The following is a 21,087-nucleotide window of genomic DNA, read 5'->3' as shown; positions in this document are numbered from 1 at the left end:
TAATGCTAAAATATGACGTAATAGTTATAGGTGGTGGACATGCAGGCGTAGAAGCAGCAGCCGCTTCTGCACGTCTTGGAGCTTCTACTCTCTTAATTACGTTAAAACCGGAAAATTTAGGTGAAATGTCTTGCAATCCAGCAATTGGTGGAATTGCAAAAGGCACATTAGTTAAAGAAATCGACGCCCTTGATGGGCTAATGGGTTATGTTATAGATCAAGCCGGTATACATTATAAAATGCTGAATGAGACTAGAGGACCGGCAGTTTGGGGACCTAGAGCTCAAGCTGATCGAAAGCTTTATAAAAAAGCGATGTATCAAATATTAACAAATTACCCTAATCTAGATATACTATATGGAAAGGTGGAAGATATAGAAATTAAATCTTCTAAAGTTAAAGCGGTTATTTTAAATAACGATAGCAAAATTCCTTGTCAAAAAATTATATTAACTACTGGTACTTTTCTATCAGGTCTTATTCATATTGGACAAAAAAAAATTCCTGCCGGTAGAGTAGATGAAGAGCCTTCGTATGGATTATCAAATACACTAAAACAAATAGGTTTTAAACTGGCTCGTTTAAAAACAGGTACACCGCCTCGAGTTGACGGACGTACTATTGATTATAGTAAAACAGCTTTACAGCCCGGCGATAAAACTCCTCGTCCTTTTTCTGAATTAACAAGTGTTGTCAATGTTCCTCAGATAAATTGTTTTATTACAAAAACAACCTCAGAAACTCATGATATTATACGTGAGAACCTTAATAAATCCGCAATGTATTCAGGACAGATAGAAGGAATAGGACCGCGATATTGTCCTTCTATTGAAGATAAAATAGTCAGATTTAGTACAAAATCAGAACATCGTATATTTTTAGAACCTGAGGGGTTAGATGATTATACGATTTATCCAAACGGTATTTCTACTTCTTTGCCTGAAGATGTACAACATAAATTAATTAAAACAATACCAGGATTAGAAAATGTAAAGGTTTTACGTCCAGGTTATGCTATAGAATATGATTATGTTGATCCACGTGAAATAAGTGTTACGCTAGAGACAAAAAAAATAGCTGGATTGTATTTTGCCGGGCAAATTAACGGTACTACAGGATATGAGGAAGCCGCAGGGCAAGGTATAATAGCCGGTATAAATGCTGCTTTAGCAGTAAAAGATCAAGCACCGTTTATGTTAACAAGAGCAAACAGTTATATTGGAGTAATGATTGACGATTTAACAACATTTGGTACTATAGAACCTTATCGTATGTTTACTTCTCGCTCAGAATATAGATTATCTTTAAGAGCAGATAACGCTGATTTACGTTTAACGGAATTAGGGATAAACATTGGTGTTGTATCAGAAAAACGTAAAAAAATATTTACAAAAAAATATGAAGATATAGAAAAAACAAAATCATTATTAAATACTTTGTCTTTAACTACTAGTAAACTTGCTAAAATGGGTATACAGGTTGCACAGGATGGTACATATAAAACAGTATTAGATTTATTTAAAATACCTAGTTTTAATGTTGAACAAGCTATTAAAATTTTTCCTATGCTTAAAGAAACGCAAAATAATAATATTTTGCAATTACTCTATATTGAAGCAAAATATGCTTCATATTTAACTAGACAACACGCAGATATTAATTTATTTCAAAGTGAAGAGGCACAGTTAATACCTAAAAATATTGACTATTTTAAAATACCAAGTATATCATTAGAGATACAGGAAAAACTTTCTTCCCATAAACCTACTACTATTGGTGTAGCACGTCGAATTTCAGGGATTACACCTGCAGCAATTACGGCTATTATAATTTATTTAAAAACTAAATATAGTGATGGAAGTTCCACGTGAAATAATTGAAAAGTTAGAAATTTTTCAAAAGTTAGTTAAAAAATGGAATAAATCAATTAATCTTGTATCGGATAATACTATACATAATTTTTGGCAACGTCATATATTAGACTCATTACAATTAATGCAATATATTGATAATAAAGAAATACACTTGGTTGATATAGGAAGTGGGGCCGGTTTTCCCGGTATAGTATTATCTATAGCAGGGGTAGCAAAAGTAAGTTTAATAGAAGCTGATTTACGTAAATGTATATTTTTAGAAAAAGCATCAAAGATATCAAATAATAACATACAAATAATCAATCAAAGAATAGAAAAAGTAGAAATAGATTGTAGTATATTGACTTGTAGAGCTTTCTCTAAATTAAATACAATATTTAATTGTATAAAAAATATTTCAGTACAAGAAAAATTTTTATTATTAAAAGGAAAAAATTATTTAACAGAAATAGTAGAAGCTAAAGAGATGTGGTTATTTGATTATTTAATACATCAAAGTATTACTTGTGAAGAAGGGAAAATTCTAGAAGTTAGTAATTTAACAAAAATTATATGAGAGTAATTGCTATTGTTAATCAAAAAGGAGGGGTGGCTAAAACTACAACCACTGTAAATTTAGCTACAGCTTTTGCTGCTGTAAATAAAAAAATTTTAGTTATAGATCTTGATCCTCAAGGGAATAGTAGTACCGGTTTTGGAATTAGCCAGCAACAACGCAAAAATACTATATATCAAGTATTAACAAATTTAATAAAATTGAAAGATGCAATAATTTCTACAGACATACCAAATTTAGAAATAATTACTTCAAACACTAATCTATCTGCTGCTGAATTAGATTTAACAAAATTAAAGGACCGAGAATATATTTTAATGAAGCTATTGGAAGAAATAAAGATATTATATGATTATATAATTATTGATTGCCCTCCTTCATTAAATTTATTAACAGTAAACGCTTTAGTTGCAAGCGATGAAGTGTTGATTCCAATGCAATGTGATTTTTATTCATTAGAAGGATTAAGTCACTTGCTAAAAACAATTGAAATTGTAGAGAAAAAATTAAATCCTAAGATAAAGATTGCAGGTATATTATTTACAATGTATGATAAGCGTAATCGTTTAACTGAACAAGTAGAAGATGATGTTAGAAAATGCTTAGGAGAATTAGTATTTAAAACCGTTATCCCAAGAAATATTAAATTATCTGAAGCACCTTCATATGGAAAACCGGCTATTATATATGATTATAAATGTTCGGGAGCAGTTGCATATATAGAACTTACAAAAGAAATCTTAGAAAGATATGGCGAAAAATAAAGGACTAGGAAGAGGGTTATCTTCATTACTTGGGGAAGAAGTTATTTCTATAGAATCAGAAATAATACAAATAATAAATATTGATAAAATAAGGCCGAATGAGAATCAGCCTAGAAAAAACTTTGAATATGATAAAATAAAAGAATTAGCAGATTCTATATTGAATAATGGTTTATTACAGCCTATTATCGTTGATAATAATTTCCAAATTATAGCAGGAGAGCGACGCTGGCGTGCATGTAAATTAGCAAAAGTTTTAGAGATACCAGTAATTATAAAAAATTTAGATGCTAGAGAGAGTATGGAAATAGCATTAATTGAGAACATACAAAGAACTGATTTAACAGTTATGGAAGAAGCTCGTGGCTTTAAATATTTGGTAGAAAATTTTAATTATACGACAGAAAAATTAGCTGAAAGGCTTGGCAAAAGTCGTAGTCATATAGCTAATTTATTGAGGCTTAATAATTTGCCACAATCTATTCAAGATAAAGTAAATGAGAATATATTAAGCATGGGACAAGCTCGATGTTTAATAAATCATGAACATGCAGAAGTAATGGCCGATCATATTATAAGTAATGATTTAAATGTACGTCAAACAGAAGAGCTAGTAAGACAATGGTATAAAAATGAATATACGAAATCTCCTAACAATAATAACAAAATAGGAAAGCGTTTTTTAAAAGACAATGCTACCGATAATGATCTTGAATCATTAGTAAAAGTTTTATCAGAAAAATTTGGTATAAAAGTAACCATAGAAAATTATTCTTTAGGTGGGAAATTAATATTTCATTATAAAAATTTAGAAGAATTAGACTTGATATTATTAAAATTAAATTAAAAAAACTGTTAAAATGTAAAGTATATATACAGTATTTTATTTCTTAAGATAAATACCCAAACAAGAAAAATAATGATAGAAATTACAATGTCTAATTTTGAATTATATGATCATAGAGCAATAAATTCATACAATGCAGTAGTAAATATATTTATCGGTGTAAAATAATAATATAAGGAAATAAGTAATTTATGTCATATCAATATGTTTATGAAATGGTTGGTTTAAGCAAAATTATAAATGGTAAACGAATTTTAAAAGAAACAAATTTATCATTTTTACCAAAAGCTAAAATCGGTATAATAGGTCCAAATGGAGCAGGCAAATCGACTTTATTAAAAATAATGGCAGGTATTGATAAAGAGTTTGAAGGTAAAGCAACAGCTAAAATCGGTATAAAAGTAGGATATTTACCTCAAGAACCGTATCTTGATTATAGTAAAAATGTTTTTGATAATATCATAGAAGGTCTTCATGAAAAGAAAAAACTTATTGATGAATTTAATTATATAAGTAACAAATTTGCTGCTGAAATCACTGATGAAGAAATGCAAAAGCTTTTTGATAAACAAGCAGAATTGCAAGAAAAAATAGACAATTGTGATGGATGGAATCTAGAACGTGAAATAGAGATCGCAATGCTTGCTTTACGTTGCCCACCAAAAGAAGCAGATATTACAAAAATTTCCGGTGGAGAAAAAAGAAGAGTGGCTTTATGTAAATTGCTTTTAGAGAAACCTGATATGTTGTTACTTGATGAACCTACAAATCATTTGGATGCAGAATCAGTTTCTTGGCTTGAAGATTATTTAAAGCATTATGAAGGTACTGTAATAGTAATTACCCATGATCGTTATTTTTTAGATAATGTTACAGAATGGATATTAGAAATAGATCGTGGAAATTGTATACCGTGGGAATCAAATTATAGTTCTTGGCTTGAACAGAAGCAAAAAAAATTAGCTTTAGAAAGTAAAGAAGACGATGATAGAAAAAAACAATTGAATCGTGAACTTGAATGGATTCGTCAAACACCAAAAGCTAGACAATCAAAAAATAAAGCACGTATTACAGCATATCAAGAATTATTAAATAAACAACAAGAACAAAAAACTGATCCTACTCAAATAATTATACCTAACGGACCTCGTTTAGGGGATCTTGTTATTGAAGCAGAACATATAGCTAAAAAATTTAATAATAAAATATTATTATCAGATTTTAGTTTTAAAGTTCCACGTGGAGCTATTGTAGGAATTATTGGACCGAATGGAGCAGGTAAATCTACTTTGTTTAATATTATTACAGGTAAAATAACGCCGGATAGTGGTTCTATTAAAATTGGTCAAACGGTAAAATTAGGTTACGTTGATCAATCACGGGATCATTTAGATGATAATAAGACTATATGGGAAGAAATTTCAGAAGGTCTAGATGAATTACAACTTGGTAATAGAATAATTAAAAGTAGAGCTTATTGTGCAGCTTTTAATTTTAGAGGCGGTGCTCAACAAAAAAAAGTTGGACAACTTTCAGGTGGAGAACGTAACAGAGTACATTTGGCGAAATTACTAAAAGAAGGAGCAAATGTTATATTATTAGATGAGCCGTCTAATGATTTAGATATTGATACGTTAAGAGCACTTGAAGATGCTATTTTAGATTTTGCAGGTTGTGTATTAGTAATTAGTCATGATAGGTGGTTTTTAGATAGAATAGCCACTCATATTATATCATATGATAAAGAAAATAATGCTACATGGTTTGAAGGAAATTATCAAGATTACCATGAATATATGCTAAGTACTAATGGGGAAAGTATTTTAAATCCAAAATATAAACATAAGAAATTAATATAAATATGTCTTTAACACAAATATTATTAATTTTGTTTGTAGGAATATTGGTAACAAAACCGGATGATATTTTTATAATTATTAAAGAATTTAAAAAAATAAAAGCGTATTTAATTAATATTAAGTCGTCTATTATAAAAAATATAGATGAGCCGTTAGAAACAGAGCAGGTAAATTTTTATTTAAAAAAAATTATTAACCTAGAAGGTTATTATCATGGTAATTATGATTTAACGACAATAAAAGAAAAATATTATACGCTAATAATTAACAATTACTTAATAGAAAATGAATCAACACCTGATATAACAGAGAAACACTAATCCGTGCCTCGCTCAATTAATTAAATCTAAGAATTATGCAAAAAGTAGTAAAACTTAACAATATTAAAATAGGAAATGATTTACCGTTTATCCTAATTGCAGGACCTTGTCAGATTGAAAGCAAAGATCATACGTTGTTTATGGCAGAAAAACTTGTTAAATTAACTAGCAAACTTGAGATTCCATTTATTTATAAATCTTCTTTTGATAAAGCTAATAGAACTTCCGTAAATGGGATTAGAGGACTTGGTATTGAGAAAGGTTTAGAAATTTTATCAAAAGTAAAATCTGAATTCGATTGCCCTATTGTTACTGATGTTCATTCAGAGAGTCAATGTACTGAAACAGCCGAAGTAGCAGATATTTTACAAATTCCGGCGTTTCTATGTAGACAAACCGATTTGCTTCAAGCTGCAGCAAAAACAGGTAAAATAGTAAAAGTAAAAAAAGGACAGTTTTTAGCTCCGTGGGATATGAAAAATGTACAAACAAAACTAGAAGCTTTTGGGGTAAAAGATATATTATTTACAGAGCGTGGTGCATGTTTTGGTTATAATAATTTGGTATCTGATATGCGTAGCCTTGCAATAATGGCGGAGTTAAATGTACCTGTAGTTTTTGATGCGACGCATTCCGTTCAGCAGCCTGGAGGGCTAGGAGGTAGTACTGGCGGAGAAAGAAAATATGTAGAGCTGCTTGCAAAGGCAGCAACTGCTGTAGGTATCGCCGGTATGTATATGGAAGTACATCAAGATCCAGATAACGCTCCAAGTGATGGTCCATGTATGATTAAGTTGGATAATCTAGAGTCCATTCTTATCAAACTAAAAAAATATGATAAAATTACAAAAGAAAAATAATCTTAGAGATTATCTGTAAATAAATGTTAATTAGTAATTAAAGAGCTTTTTTAGCGAAAATTAATAAGATTTTTGCAGCAAAAAAGAATTAAATTATCGGTTAACATTTATTTACAGATAGCCTCTTAAACTTTACCTTTCAAAAAATATATAAAATATCCTCTATTAATTCAATTTAAAAATAGAAGTGATAATTTTTTAAAATATAAAAAATAGAACTTTCTTACCCTCAGAATTTCACCAATTCATCTTTAAATCCTTGTTGTAAATTTACTTATTCAGAAAACTTTTTTAAGTAGTGTTAATATTTATTTATTCAACTTACGGAGCAAAGTATGTTTTTATTTGGAGTAATATAAATTATTTTAGGTAAATATATATGTTTAGTTGGTGGGGGGGAGCCCCAAACAGGAACGAGGTTTAAAAAATATAAATGATTTTTTGACGGAGTATTTTAATAATATTTTGGAACAAAAAAACACTCCAAACTTAACTATTCTTGAAGAATGTAATATATTAATGAAATTACGTAATATTAAAGAGATATTAACTCCAAACACAAGCTTTATCTCTAAGTATGAATATAAAGATATTATAGCTTGGCTTTCTAATAATACTCGTTCTATATTTAATGAAATATTAGTAAAATCAAATAGCGGGCTTGCAGAGTTTATCCAGGTAACTGCTTTGGATTTTAGTAACTACCCCTTTATAACAGAAGATATACAATATATAGCAAATTATTTAAGAAATAATAAGACTATTGAGCGAGTATTTTTGGACAATTGCAGTATAAATGATAAGCAAACAAAAATTTTAGCCGAAATATTTAGGCTTAACAAAACAATAACTAAACTTTCTTTAGTAAGTAATAAAGCAATAACTAATATCGGAATAAAAACTTTATTAGAGATAAAACATAGTAAGCAACATAAGCTAACATAATTAGAAATCTCTCCTAATTTTAATGATAATTCAGAATTTCAGCTCATTTCCGAAATAGATATTTTAAATAAAAATTCTGTAAATACATATTTAAAGAAAACAAAAGCTCGAAACCTCGATTCTGAAATCAAAAATAAAAATTTACAACCTCTTAAAAATTACCATGAGTTGGAAAGGCCGTTCATAAAGAACGGTAATAAGCTTTTAAAATTAATTGCAGAAAGTCATAATGAAATTACTAAAACAGGAAATAGTATAAATAAACTAATTGTAATGGTAGGGATGAATGGAGTAGGCACTACTACTCTTAGCTGTTTTTTAAGCGGACAGAAATTAGAAGAAGATGAAGACCGCTCTTTATATGCGAAAGAACCGGAATATAATGAAAAAATACATAATCAAGCGAACAATGGATATAAGCTTGTTAATAATTTTTTTATATCTGATGATGAAGGTGGAATTAATATTATAGAATGTCCGGGGATTCATAATCAACCTATAAACTCTATTCAAACAATTCTTAATTTATATATTTTCTCTCAAATATTAGAATTAGCCGAAAAAGTTAGATTTTCAGTTGTGATTGGGGATAATAGCACACCGTATGTTTTCAAGTCTACATATAAACAATTTACTGATATTTTTAGAGATAGTAATGGTGAGTTAACTCCGAAAATTAAAGAACAATTAAAAGATACTATATCTTATATAATTTCTGCTGCCGATTATAAAAATGAAAAAGAAAAAGAGGCTAAAGTTAGTGTTGAAAAAAACAAACTTAATAAGTCTTTAAAAAGCACAGACTTGGATGAAGGACAAAAATTTATAATTGAAGAGCTAGGAAAATCTGTAAATTTATTTAAAAAACCTAGCGGTGATACTAAATCTTTTCTAGAAACACTTGATACCAAAGATTTTTTTATTGTTATAGATGCTATTTCGTTAGTAGTTAGAACAATCGCAAATAATGAAATAGAAGCAGAACGAGAACAAATCTTTTCTTATATCGACGCTATTTTCCAGAGTAAAAATGAAGAAGAAAAAAATGCTAATGTTGTTCTAATAGATGAACAGCAACGTAATATTTTGAATATATTTGCCTCTTCCAAAGATAAAGAAGCTGCTCTACCTCATTCTGTTTCCGATTCAAATCTTTCTACAACTATAGAGGTTATTTCTCAGAGTAAGAATGAAGAAGAAAAAAATACTAACATTCCTGTAATAGATGGGCAGAAACATCCTGATTTGGATGTACTTGCCCCTTCCAAAGGCACAGGAGATGTTCTGCCTAATTCTGCTTCCAATACAAATTCTACTATAACTGCTGAGGAACAGAAAAATATCATGACTACTGCGTTGAAATTTGAGCTACAAGATATTTTGAGTAAAAAAAACTTATATGAACCGCTTATTATTGAACAAGTAAAAAAATTGATGTCCCTATGTGTAAAACCTTTTTCAGACACGCTTAATATTAAGGACTTAAGTCAAGGACCTAAATCAAGTCAAGGACTCAAGCCAAAATAAATGGGCTACAATAAAAGAAATATATATAAAACCGCAAAAATCAGAAACACAGAAGCCAATTTTATCACAAGTTTTATCTAATCAAGTCAAGGAAAATATTTTAACTATAGGTAAAATTATTATAAATTTCTTTCAAGTCAATAAACATAATATAATAAGCCCATTTATTTCTTCTGATAATCTTAATTTACATCAAGAATTAGATTCAGACACGTTCTCAAACAATTATTCATTAATTCAACCTTATTTGCCAAAAAAAATATTAAATAAATCACTGGTACAAAAAACTGAAGAAAGTTTTTTTCCTGCTTTAAAAGAAATAGAAGAGCTTAATGAAATATATATTAAATATTCTGATGATCACCTAACCATGGTTACTTCATTTTTAGAAATTATAAGAAAGTTTTTTATGAGTCGAAAGATATAAGTGCTAAAATTCATTTCCAAGAAATATTAGGTAATTATGTATATTTCTTAAATCAGCAATGGAAAGCTTTATCTTTTTGTAAAAAACTTTATCCGCAATCACAAAAGTGGCAGCCGCTGACAGAGGCAGTTGACGAAGCAAAAAAAATCTTAATTGAAGAGAATTTATTAGATCAAGCTATATTAGATATAAAATTAAAAAATAACGGAACAACAGAGTATTATACCGAAGCTTTAGAATGGCTTGATAAACTTACGGGACCGCAAGTTGAAGTTGTTGTTATAGCTATAAATGAGATAAAAGCCAATGCTTATTATTATTTAGGTATGATCTATGAAAATAGTAAATCGGAATTAGACTGGTTTAAAGCGATAAGAGAATATATTAAAGCCCTAGAAGTTGATAAAGACTTTAACTTTCTCTATGGTCATGATACAATTCCGTACATTTCTAGCAATATTTGTAAAAAAATAGGTGACTTATTTTTAGTACTAGGGAAATGGTATAAAAGTAACAATGAAAATGTAAGTGCTATCAAGTTAATTCATGAAGCAATGAAATATTTTAAAGTAAGTTTAAGTATAGCCGATATTGAGGAGAGTAGTAATATTCTGCATGAAATTTTTAGTATTTTAAAAAATAAAAGAGAAACGAAAGCACATTATGTATCTTTAGAAAAAGATCTTCATATATCTGTAGCAGAATTTTTATTTAAATTAAATTTAATACAAAAAGCAGGGCTTGAATATTTGAGAGCTGCAAGTAGAATCGATAAAAATGATAAGGAAAAACAAGAATTAGTATCAAAAGCGTTAAAAGCTTTTGATACGGATATGGCAAAAAATATTGGTTTTATACGTGCAATGCTTGAAAAAGGCAAAATAGAAGATCTTAGTATGTTTACCAAAGAGGTTAACAGAACAAAATTTTTCAGCGATACCCAGACTCTAATAAATGATTTTGTACCACTGCTGGAGCCGCAAGCCATGGAGTGGCCAAAAGTACAACAAAATCAAAATGAGCAACTATCTAATGATCAAAAAGAATTAACCAAACAGAATGATGATACGCAGCCTCAAAAACAAGAAGAAGTTTTAGTTCAGCTGCAGCAAACACAGCAGCATCAACCACCACCGCTGCCACCGGAAAACAGCCCACTTCATACTGTAGAAAATATACAAAAACCGGATTACTGGTATACTAACGATGATATAAAAAATATATTAGAAGCAAATATAGAAAAAAATAAATTCTCTATAGTTACCCATGTTGATTTAGCACATCCTGAACAAGTAAGAGAGGCACTTAGCGAGGGAGTATATGAGGATTTAAAGAAAAAAGGTAAAGTTGTAATTATGCCCATTAATACCGGAGGATACTGGGTAAGTATGATTATTAGTAAAGATAATGATACAAATAAGATAATATTTACTTATAATGATCCTTTGGGCAGATCGTTAAATGATCGTCCTGACTTAGTAGCTCTTATTACCGAGGTTTGTTCTGATGCAGAAATAATAGATTTAAAAACTCAACAACAAGAAGAAGGAAATACTTCGGACTGTGGAGTTTTTGTATGTGATAATTTAATAAAACAATCTCAAGGTCTTGAAATTCTCTCTACGGAGCAATATAAAGGGCAAGGGCGAGATTTAAGAAAATCTCAAGCTGAAACACTAAAACAAAGTTTAATAGCTCAACAAGCTCAAGAACAACATATTTATATTATGGTAGATAGTAGTGCTTCAGATGACGAAGAAGATGAGAATAATAACGGTAATAATAATGAAGTAGCCCGCCTTCCTTATGGTGATAATGGTGAAGTTGATGGGCTTGGTATTGTCTCTCAACATCTAGAAGTTTGACGTTGCGATGTCATTCCTGCGAAAGCAGGAATCTATTTTGTCATCCCGTGGCTTGACTGGCGTTGTTACATGGATCGATTTTTCAGTTGTCATACCGCGACTTGATCGCGGTATCCAGCTTTAAATACTAATAATCATTAGTATTTAAATTATTTTTCTGGATCCCGTGGTCAAGCCACGGGATGACACGTTACACCGAAAAAGAATTACCGCAGCCACATTTTGCTTTAGCTTGTGGATTACTAATGTTGAAATATGAACTGCCGAGTTCCTCTATAAAATCTAAAGTACAATCTAGCATAAATTTTTGAGAGATAGGATCAATAATAATTGTAGCATTATGTTTAGTAATGACATAATCATCTTGCTCTATATTATTTTTTGAGACTAGTTCGTAATTATACATAAGTCCTGAACAACCGCCGCTATCAACAGAAACTCGCAGTACTAAATTCTTATCTTTTTCTAGCTCTATTAACTCGCAAACTCGTTGAAAAGCTCTATCCGTAATTGTTATCGTCACCAAAATTACCTTGTAAAAGTCTTGTAAATTATATAGAAATTATATAGTATAATGAATATTTTTTCAAGATGGCGTTGTGGTGTAGCTTTGGTACAGAGGTTCTATGTCATTCCCGCCTATGCGGGAATGACATAAGAGACTCATAATAACGCCTTTCAAAATAAAGGATAACGATGCTTGCTTCATACGCTTCTGATCCTCTTAAAAGTAGGGGAAGATTATATAAAGAAATCCCTACCTCTTATAGAAATGAGTTTGAACGTGATCGTGATCGCATTATTCATACCAATGCATTTAGGCGTTTGCAATATAAAACTCAGGTTTTTATTAATCATGAGGGAGACCATTACAGAAATAGGCTAACTCATTCCCTAGAGGTTTCGACTGTCGCACGTTCGGTTGCTAATACTTTAAATTTATCAAGTGATTTAGCTGAGACAATAGCACTTGCTCACGATCTTGGGCATACGCCTTTCGGTCATGCGGGAGAGAGAGCTTTAAATGAATGTATGAAAGAGTATAACGGCTTTTCCCATAATGCTCAATCTTTGAAAATATTAACACTACTTGATAAGAGATATGCGGCTTATAACGGAGTAAATTTAACATGGGAAGTTTTAGAAGGAATCGTAAAACATAATGGTCCTATAACTGGTGAAATAAATGAATATATAGCGGAGTATAATAAACAAAATGATTTAGAGCTTAGTACTTATGCGTCGGCAGAGGCTCAAATAGCAACACTTGCCGATGATATTAGCTATATTTCGCATGATTTAGAAGATAGTATCGGTGCTAAAATTATTAATTTTAATAGTCTTGCTGAACTTAAATATATTGACCAACATGTTTTTGAGATTAAAACAAAATTTAAGAATATTAGCTCCTCTTGTCTGATTTATGAGGTAGTACGTAAGCTAATACATGAATTGATTACCGATTTATTATGGCAAACAAAAGAAAATTTAAATAAAGAAAAAATTACTAATATAGACGAAATACGTAACTTAAATTATCAGATAGTGGATTTTACCGAAAAAACTAATGACCGTATTAAGGAAACTAAAAAGTTTCTGCATGAGCGAGTTTATAAAAGTAATAAAATTACGGCCATCAGCCTTAAATGTACTAAAATTGTTCAAGGTCTGTTTAAGGTTTATATGGATGATATTAATTTATTACCGGTTAATTGGAAAATGCTAATAGATTCTAATGAAACATATAGTAAAGCTAGAGTTATTGCTGATTATATAGCAGGTATGACCGACCGTTTTGCCATTCGAGAATATAATCAGCTTTGTTCGCTGAATTTTAATAATATCTAAAAACTTAATTATGAATATATTTAATCAATTAAAACAAGATATAATTGTGGCAAGTAGGCAATTATATAATAATCAAGAAATAGCAAATAATGCTACTATTGAAACTCCGAAAGATAGTTTTAACGGCGATTTATCAAGTAATATTGCAATGATTATTGCTGCTAAAGAAAATATTTCTCCTCGGGAAGTGGCTTTAAAGTTTAAAGAAATTCTTATAACATTACCTTATATTGCAAGTATAGAAATAGCAGGACCCGGCTTTATTAACTTTACTATAAAAGCCGAAACTTGGCAGATAGCAATTAAAGATATTCTACAGCACGAAGAAAAGTTTTTTGAAATTGATATAGATAAAAGCAGAAATATTAACATCGAGTATGTTTCGGCAAATCCCACCGGTCCAATGCATATAGGGCATGCTAGGGGTGCGGTATATGGTGATGTGCTAGCTAGAATTTTGCAAAAAGTAGGTTATTCCGTTACAAAAGAATATTATGTTAATGATGCAGGTTCGCAAATAAATGATTTAGTTAGTACGGTATTATTACGTTATAGAGAAGCTCTGGGCGAGAAAATTACTATCCCTACCGGTTTATATCCGGGCGAGTATTTGATTCCGCTTGGGCAAATTTTGGCGAAAGAATACGGTAATAAATTATTAACTATGAACGAGAATGAAAGATTCAAAATAGTCAAAAATTTTGCCGTAGAAAAGATGCTTGATTTAAATAAAAAAGATTTAGCGGATCTCGGTATTAAACATGATATATTTTTTTCTGAACAGTCATTGCATGATAAAGGCGAAATAGAGGAAACGGTGAAATTACTTACCGGTATGGGGCTGATTTATGAAGGAACACTCCCTGCTCCTAAAGGTAAAGTTCACGATGAATGGGATAACAGAGTTCAAAAATTGTTTAAATCTACTGACTATGGTGATAGTCAGGATCGTCCTATAGAAAAAGCTGATGGAAGTTGGTCTTATTTTGCTTCCGATCTTGCATATGCTAAGGATAAAATAGATAGGGGAGCGAGCCACCTAATTTATGTACTTGGTGCTGATCATAGCGGGTATGTTAAAAGAATTGAGGCAATAGTTAAGGCTCTAGGCAAAGAGCAGGTTAAAGTAGACGTTAAAATCTGTCAATTGGTCAATTTTGTTGAAAACGGTGTGCCGGTTAAAATGTCAAAACGTCTTGGGAGCTTCGCTAGTGTACAAGATGTAAACCATGAGGTAGGGAAAAACATCATAAGATTTATGATGTTAACAAGGCAAAATGATAAGCCGCTTGATTTTGATTTAGTAAAAGTGAAAGAACAATCAAGAGAAAATCCTATCTTCTACGTACAATATGCTCATGTAAGAACAATATCGATTTTATCGAAAGCTATGGAACTAATGCCTGAATCTTATAATGACTTTGAAGAAGGCAAGTATGATTTATCGCTGTTATCGTCAGAAGAAGAAATTGAGATCATAAAACTTTTGGCTAGCTGGACAAAAACATTAGAAACATCTGCAAAATATTTTGAACCGCACCGCATTGCATTTTATTTAATAAACTTAGCTTCAAAATTTCATTCTATGTGGAATTTTGGTAAAGAAAATAGCGATTATAGATTTGTAATTGAGAGCAATAAAGAATTAACTACTGCTCGTCTTGCTCTTGCAAGTGCCATACAGAAAGTTATAGCTAGCGGCCTTGAAGTGATAGGTGTAGAGCCTATGAAAAGTATGTAGTTCTTTTCTTAGATGTTGTTGCGTAGATTGATGTCATTCCCGCGGAGGCGGGAATCCAGCAAAATATATAAAAAACTTGTTTTTTATATGTTTATTTTGTCAAATATGTAATTTTTTACCAATATTAAGATTATTTTTTCTGGATTCCTGCCTCCGCGGGAATGACATACAATATGATCAATAATATTTTTATTAAAATATTTCTAGTGTGCTTAATATGTATATCCGCTATTTATTTTGGTTATCAATATTACCAGAATAGCAAGCCGGTAATTACTATTTATCCTGATGAGCTGCCTACAAAAATAAAACCGTCTATAATAGAAAATAACCAAATAGCAGCAGTACATAGTAGTATATATGAAAATCTTATTGCTAAAGATACAAATATTAAAACCGTAAAATTGCTTCCTGACCCTGAGAAACCTATGAATATAGATTCTCGTAACCAAAGTCAAAGCAATGAATCTTTTGATGAAATATCTAACCTGATCGCATTAATAGAGCCAAATAATAACGCCAAAAATGAAACGGATTTAAATATAATAAAGCTTGAAAAAGGAAGTAAGGATAAGGTTAGTAATGCTAAAAATTGTAAAAATAATGAGAGTTATAAAATACAGCTTGGTTCGGTAAAATCTGAAGCAGAAGCAATGCAAGAAGGGGAAAGAATAAAAAAGAAATTCCCAAAAATTCTTAAAAATGTTGTTATTACAACCAAAAAAGTTAAATATGACGATGGCAAGTTTTTCTATTTAATCTTAGCCGGTGATTATGGTAGTCTTAGTCAAGCTAAAGCAGTTTGTAAGAAACTAGCTTATAATAAGCAAAGTTGTGTGTTGAAGTGATACTTTAGTGTCATACCGTGGCTTGTCCACGGTATCCAGTTAAAAATACTAAAATTATTAGTATTTTTTATTGTTTTTATGGACCCCGTGGTCAAGCCACGGGGTGACACAGTGGGTTTTACTGGTCCACGCAACAATGCTACGCGGGAATAACAAACGATCCATGCAACAACAACTGCTTGTAATGACGATAAATAAAAATTAAATAACTTATGAAAGAAGCTAAAATAGAAAATATTGACTTTGGTAATGCGTTATCGGAGCGTTATCTTGCTTATGCGTTGTCAACGATTATGTCACGTTCGCTTCCTGACGTACGCGATGGACTTAAGCCTGTACATCGTAGGTTGTTATACGCAATGCTACAGCTAAGACTTGAGCCGAATTCTGGTTATAAAAAATGTGCAAGAGTGGTCGGTGACGTAATAGGTAAATACCACCCGCACGGTGATGTGGCAGTGTATGATACCTTGGTACGTCTTGCTCAGCATTTTTCGCTTCGTTATCCTTTAATTGACGGGCAGGGTAATTTCGGCTCTATCGACGGTGATAATGCAGCAGCTATGCGTTATACCGAATCACGCATGACGGAAATATGTACTTTATTAATGGTAGACATTGATAAAGATACGGTAGATTTTCGCCCTACTTACGACGATTCAGATTTAGAACCGATAATAATGCCGGCAAGTTTTCCGAACTTACTAGCTAACGGTTCGGAAGGTATAGCAGTCGGTATGGCAACCAATATACCGCCGCATAATTTACATGAGTTATGTGATGCTCTAATGCATTTAATCGACCACCCGAAAGCTGAAATTAACGATATAATGAACTTTATCAAAGGTCCTGATTTCCCGACCGGCGGCATAATTATTGATAAAGCCGAACTTATAAATGCTGCATATACTACCGGACGCGGTAGTTTTAGAGTGAGAAGCAGATGGGAGAAAGAGGAGCTAAGTTACGGTACATATCAGATAGTCGTAATCGAGATACCTTATCAAGTTCAAAAATCAAAACTTATAGAACAAATAGCGATATTACTAAAGGATAAAAAAATCCCGCTTGTTAGCAATATTAGAGATGAATCAACCGACATTATAAGATTGGTTATAGAGCCGAGAGATCGGGGATGTGATCCACAAATAGTTATGGAATCTCTATTCAAGCTAACGAATTTAGAAAGCCGTATTCAGCTAAATATGAATGTGATCGGCAGTAATAACGTGCCGAGAGTAATGAATATTTTAGAGGTTTTACAAGAGTTTTTAGCTCATAGACAAAATATTGTTACTCGCAGGTCAACTTATCTTTTAAACAAAATCAAGCATCGTTTAGAAATTCTAGAAGGTCTTAGAATAGCTTATCTAAATCTTGATGAGATAATTAAAATTATTCGTGAAGAGGATGAGCCGAAAGCTATAATGATGAAGCGGTTTAAACTAACCGAAATACAAGTAGAAGCAATATTAAATACTCGTCTTCGCTCACTTCGTAAACTTGAAGAGCAGGAAATCATTAATGAGCATAGTAACTTGCAGAAGCAGCAAGCTATATTAGAAGAGATTTTAAATAATCCAAAAGAATTATGGAAAGTAGTAAAAAAGGAAATAAAAGCAGTACAAACGAAATTTGGATTAAATACAGTAATAGGAGCTAGACGTACAAGCTTTGAAGAAGTAACGCTTATGAATCAGGTAGTTGATATAACGGCGTTTATTACTAAAGAACCGATTACTATTATTTGCTCAAAAATGGGATGGGTGCGTTCATTAAAAGGTCATAACACCGATTTATCGACTATTAAATATAAAGAAGGTGATGCAGAGAAGTTTATTATAGAGGCTTACACGACCGATAAGATACTAATAGTAAGTTCGGAGGGTAGGTTTTTTACTTTGCTTGCCGATAATATTTCTAAAGGTAAAGGAACAGGAGAATCTATAAAGCTGCTTGTGGATATAGGCAATAACGATATTACTAATATTTTAGTCCATAAACCTGATCAGCTTTTATTACTCGCAAGTAGTGTAGGTAAGGGGTTTTTAGTTAATTCAAACGAAGTAATGGCTCAAACAAAAACAGGAAAGCAAATTATGAACATGCCTGATGGTCACACATGTATAGCGTGTTTACCTGTAAACGGGGATAGTATTGCTTGCATCGGTGAAAGCCGTAAATTACTGGTATTTAATATAGATGAGATACCGGAAATGAAAAAGGGGCAAGGCGTAACGCTGCAAAAATTTAAGAATGCAAAGTTACTTGATATTAAGATATTCAATAAAGAAGATGGTTTAAGCTGGAATAACAATGGAAAAGTAAAACTTGAGAAAAACATCATTGCATTTTTAGGAAAAAGAGGTAGTACCGGTAAATTACCGCCTATGGGCTTCCCTAAAAATAATAGATTTTCATCATAATTATAATAAAGATTGAGTGTATACAAAAAACAGCATATTTTATAGAGTCAATCATAAATTTTGTGTAAGTATCTAAAATTCATTTTCTAATAATTCATATTTAAAATCTCCGCAAAGTATCTCAAATTGATTTAAAGCAAGGGACCATTCTCTAATGGGCATGGTCCATTTTTTTGCAGCATTTTTTAGAGCCAGAAAGACGATTTTTGTAATAGATTTATCATCTGGAAAAACTCCCTTATTTTTGATAATTTTACGGATTTGACGATTTACCGATTCAATCGTATTAGTAGTATAGATGACCCTTCTAATTTCTTCTGGAAAGGCAAAAAAAGGCACTATTCCAGTTCAATTACGTTTCCATATATCAGAAATAACCGGATATTTGCTATCCCATTTTTTAGCAAACTCTTCTAATGCTAAATTTGCCATGCTCTCATTATTTGCTGTATAGATTTGTTTTAAGTCAGCCGTTACTTCTTTAAGATCTTTATAAGAAACATATTTTACAGAATTACGAACCATATGCACGATACAAAGTTGTACTATAGTATTTGGAAAGATACTGTTTATAGCATCTCTAAAGCCTTTAAGCCCATCAATACATGCTACATAAATTTGTTCTATACCTCGATTTTTTAGCTCGGTTACAACTTGCATCCAAAATTTTGCACCTTCATTTTTGCTAATCCAAATACCAAGCAACTCTTTCTTACCTTCTGTATTAACTGCAATAGCAAGGTAAACAGCTTTATTTATAACCATATTATTATCTCTTGCTTTTACCATTATACAGTCTAAATAAACAATCGGATATATCCTATCTAAAGCTCTGTTCTGCCATCTTATTACATCTTCCATTACTCCATCGGTAATGGTAGAGATAAGTTCCTTGGAAACTTCTGTATGGTAGATTTCTTCTAAATGTGATTGTATCTCGCTCATAGTCATACCTCGAGCGTAGAGGGAAATAACCGTATCATCAAATCCGGAAAATCTTCTAACTCCTTTAGGGATTAGTTGCGGTTCAAACTCACTATCTCTATCACGTGGTACATCAATTACTATTTTTTGACCGCTCTCGTCTATTATTGTTTTTTCTGTTGTACCATTCCTACGATTGCTATCTATCTTCGCTACTTTGCTATGCCTAGAATATCCTAATTCATGATTTAGTTCACTTTCCAATATTCTTTCTACTAGACGCTTCTTTAGTTGCTGAAACAGTCCATCTTTACCAAATAGCTAAGAAGGATTAGCTTGCGATAATAGCTCTTCTACTAGTTCATTATTTATATTTGTTTTTGCTGTCTCTTGTTCTAATTTTTTAGCCATATTTTCCTTTGGTTAAGTCGTTATTTCTTACAGTAATTCTTTATCTGCTTTTTTTTTAACTTACACAAATTATATGACTGACTCATTTTATATGGTTTGATACAAGCGAATTATCTATAAATTCGCTTGTATCGTTCTATTATTAAAAGTTTTTAAATTCATCTTGCCTATTTAAATTAATAGATGTTATTATCTCCTACTCCTATAATATCAACCTGATTATCCTGATGACCTTCCTCTAATTGATAATATGTAAAATCCTCATTATTATTATCGAAAAGATTATAAACCCCGGTTAAGAACTTATTACTATCTTTAAAAAATTGAATTATAGTAGAACAATCCTCTCTAATTGTATCTATTAAAGGTTTTCCGATAGCGGTAGCAGCCGCCATAAGTGCTGGAACCTTTATTGCATCAAATTTGCTTATAACGTGGTTGGGGCTTGAAATTTTTTTTAAGGTAAAACCTATACTCATTAAATGAGGGATTGCAGTAATATATTTATCTATAATATTACTTGTTTCCATCATGTTTTTAAATACGTTTAATATAGGAGAGAAAAAATTTTCATTGTCCTCTGATGCGGATTTTTCGATGTTCTGAGTTACATTCTATCTTTATCTTGAGAGAATTATCCTGTTTCATATTAAAAAACTTTAATGCTGCCTCAAAATCTCCGTCTTTTGTATAGACTTTCTGAATATTTAAAGCATGTAATATTGTAAATATTTTTTTTAAGTTGGAACTAGAAACAAAATTATATGCATCTTTAAATAATAATTTAGAAGCGGTTGCATATCTTGTAACTGCTTTTAATCCATTTACAAAGGAATATCCTGAGCTTGTAAATTGAGCATGATTCATAGTGTTACTCCTGTTTTAAAATAATAAAAATCATATATCACATGATTACCATATATTATGGTTGCATCACAATATATGGTAATTAAAGAAAGTCAATATCTAAAAATAAAAAAAGTAAAATATATAATTTTATTTAATCAAAAGGCAGTATAGTACGAATTTTTTAGGATTCGCCGAT

At 31.0% G+C, this 21,087-nt stretch carries 19 protein-coding genes and 1 pseudogene; 15 read left to right on the top strand and 5 right to left on the bottom strand.

The genetic code is table 11. The features are described 5' to 3' along the window. The first annotated feature begins 2 nt into the window (after nt 1-2). The 11 genes from mnmG to AC5587_RS07855 all read left to right on the top strand — a co-directional run bounded on the left by mnmG (nt 3) and on the right by AC5587_RS07855 (nt 11,844). The gene (mnmG, locus tag AC5587_RS07905) at nt 3-1,871 is read left to right on the top strand and encodes a tRNA uridine-5-carboxymethylaminomethyl(34) synthesis enzyme MnmG (protein ID WP_499162381.1); all 1,869 of its coding nucleotides are present in this window, start codon (nt 3-5) and stop codon (nt 1,869-1,871) included. After that, nucleotides 1,855-2,430 carry a 16S rRNA (guanine(527)-N(7))-methyltransferase RsmG gene (rsmG, locus tag AC5587_RS07900; RefSeq protein WP_143549664.1) on the top strand — a complete coding sequence of 192 codons (576 nt, stop codon included), beginning with the start codon at nt 1,855-1,857 and terminating at the stop codon, nt 2,428-2,430. Before mnmG ends, rsmG begins: the two co-directional genes overlap by 17 nt. Further along, nucleotides 2,427-3,194, top strand: a complete 768-nt coding sequence (locus tag AC5587_RS07895; protein ID WP_410527652.1) for a ParA family protein — start codon at nt 2,427-2,429, stop codon at nt 3,192-3,194. Before rsmG ends, AC5587_RS07895 begins: the two co-directional genes overlap by 4 nt. Continuing rightward, entirely contained in the window at nt 3,181-4,041 is an 861-nt protein-coding gene (locus AC5587_RS07890) for a ParB/RepB/Spo0J family partition protein (RefSeq protein WP_499162380.1), read from the top strand. Before AC5587_RS07895 ends, AC5587_RS07890 begins: the two co-directional genes overlap by 14 nt. Nucleotides 4,042-4,232: 191 nt before the next feature. Continuing rightward, entirely contained in the window at nt 4,233-5,900 is a 1,668-nt protein-coding gene (gene ettA, locus AC5587_RS07885; protein ID WP_499162379.1) for an energy-dependent translational throttle protein EttA, read from the top strand. Nucleotides 5,901-5,902: 2 nt separating this feature from the next. Then, nucleotides 5,903-6,220, top strand: coding sequence for a DUF2672 domain-containing protein (locus AC5587_RS07880; protein WP_499162378.1), 318 nt, complete (start codon nt 5,903-5,905; stop codon nt 6,218-6,220). Between the two features lie 35 nt (nt 6,221-6,255). Beyond that, nucleotides 6,256-7,080, top strand: a complete 825-nt coding sequence (kdsA, locus tag AC5587_RS07875) for a 3-deoxy-8-phosphooctulonate synthase (protein ID WP_410527649.1) — start codon at nt 6,256-6,258, stop codon at nt 7,078-7,080. Between the two features lie 465 nt (nt 7,081-7,545). After that, complete coding sequence (locus AC5587_RS07870) at nt 7,546-8,025, top strand: hypothetical protein (protein WP_499162377.1); 480 nt, start codon at nt 7,546-7,548, stop codon at nt 8,023-8,025. 168 nt (nt 8,026-8,193) lie between these two features. Beyond that, complete coding sequence (locus tag AC5587_RS07865; RefSeq protein WP_499162376.1) at nt 8,194-9,552, top strand: hypothetical protein; 1,359 nt, start codon at nt 8,194-8,196, stop codon at nt 9,550-9,552. Between the two features lie 247 nt (nt 9,553-9,799). Next, a complete protein-coding gene (locus AC5587_RS07860; protein WP_499162375.1) occupies nt 9,800-9,979 on the top strand; it encodes a hypothetical protein in 180 nt (59 codons plus the stop codon). 326 nt (nt 9,980-10,305) lie between these two features. Beyond that, complete coding sequence (locus AC5587_RS07855; RefSeq protein ID WP_499162374.1) at nt 10,306-11,844, top strand: Ulp1 family isopeptidase; 1,539 nt, start codon at nt 10,306-10,308, stop codon at nt 11,842-11,844. A gap of 190 nt (nt 11,845-12,034) precedes the next feature. On the opposite strand, the gene AC5587_RS07850 is transcribed toward AC5587_RS07855, so the two are convergent. Continuing rightward, the gene (locus tag AC5587_RS07850) at nt 12,035-12,367 is read right to left on the bottom strand and encodes an iron-sulfur cluster assembly accessory protein (RefSeq protein WP_499162373.1); all 333 of its coding nucleotides are present in this window, start codon (nt 12,365-12,367) and stop codon (nt 12,035-12,037) included. A 173-nt stretch (nt 12,368-12,540) separates the two neighbouring features. Here AC5587_RS07850 and AC5587_RS07845 point away from each other — a divergent pair, with 173 nt between their 5' ends. From AC5587_RS07845 to AC5587_RS07835, 3 genes are all read left to right on the top strand, one after another. After that, a complete protein-coding gene (locus tag AC5587_RS07845; protein ID WP_499162372.1) occupies nt 12,541-13,692 on the top strand; it encodes a deoxyguanosinetriphosphate triphosphohydrolase in 1,152 nt (383 codons plus the stop codon). Between the two features lie 10 nt (nt 13,693-13,702). Next, entirely contained in the window at nt 13,703-15,433 is a 1,731-nt protein-coding gene (gene argS / locus AC5587_RS07840) for an arginine--tRNA ligase (protein ID WP_499162371.1), read from the top strand. A 173-nt stretch (nt 15,434-15,606) separates the two neighbouring features. Beyond that, on the top strand, nt 15,607-16,281 hold the full coding sequence (locus AC5587_RS07835; protein ID WP_499163024.1) for an SPOR domain-containing protein: 675 nt from the start codon (nt 15,607-15,609) through the stop codon (nt 16,279-16,281). Here AC5587_RS07835 and AC5587_RS07830 read toward each other — a convergent pair. Next, entirely contained in the window at nt 16,251-16,418 is a 168-nt protein-coding gene (locus tag AC5587_RS07830) for a proline/betaine transporter (protein WP_499162370.1), read from the bottom strand. The two genes, AC5587_RS07835 and AC5587_RS07830, sit on opposite strands and share 31 nt — an antisense overlap. Nucleotides 16,419-16,493: 75 nt before the next feature. On the opposite strand from AC5587_RS07830, the gene parC reads away from it, so the two are divergent. Beyond that, nucleotides 16,494-18,707, top strand: a complete 2,214-nt coding sequence (parC, locus tag AC5587_RS07825) for a DNA topoisomerase IV subunit A (protein WP_499162369.1) — start codon at nt 16,494-16,496, stop codon at nt 18,705-18,707. 72 nt (nt 18,708-18,779) lie between these two features. Here the strand turns inward: parC and AC5587_RS07820 are convergent. From AC5587_RS07820 to AC5587_RS07810, 3 genes and pseudogenes are all read right to left on the bottom strand, one after another. After that, nucleotides 18,780-20,042: pseudogene (locus tag AC5587_RS07820) on the bottom strand (IS256 family transposase). Nucleotides 20,043-20,218: 176 nt separating this feature from the next. Beyond that, a complete protein-coding gene (locus tag AC5587_RS07815; protein WP_499162368.1) occupies nt 20,219-20,575 on the bottom strand; it encodes a hypothetical protein in 357 nt (118 codons plus the stop codon). A gap of 37 nt (nt 20,576-20,612) precedes the next feature. Then, on the bottom strand, nt 20,613-20,909 hold the full coding sequence (locus AC5587_RS07810; RefSeq protein ID WP_499163045.1) for a hypothetical protein: 297 nt from the start codon (nt 20,907-20,909) through the stop codon (nt 20,613-20,615). Nucleotides 20,910-21,087: the final 178 nt, after the last annotated feature.

The sequence above is a fragment of the Rickettsia endosymbiont of Hedychridium roseum genome (genome assembly GCF_964028255.1).
In the GTDB taxonomy this organism is placed as follows: Bacteria; Pseudomonadota; Alphaproteobacteria; order Rickettsiales; family Rickettsiaceae; genus Rickettsia; species Rickettsia asembonensis.
The sequence above is the reverse complement of the archived record's forward strand: the minus strand, read 5'-3'. Positions and strand labels throughout refer to the sequence as shown.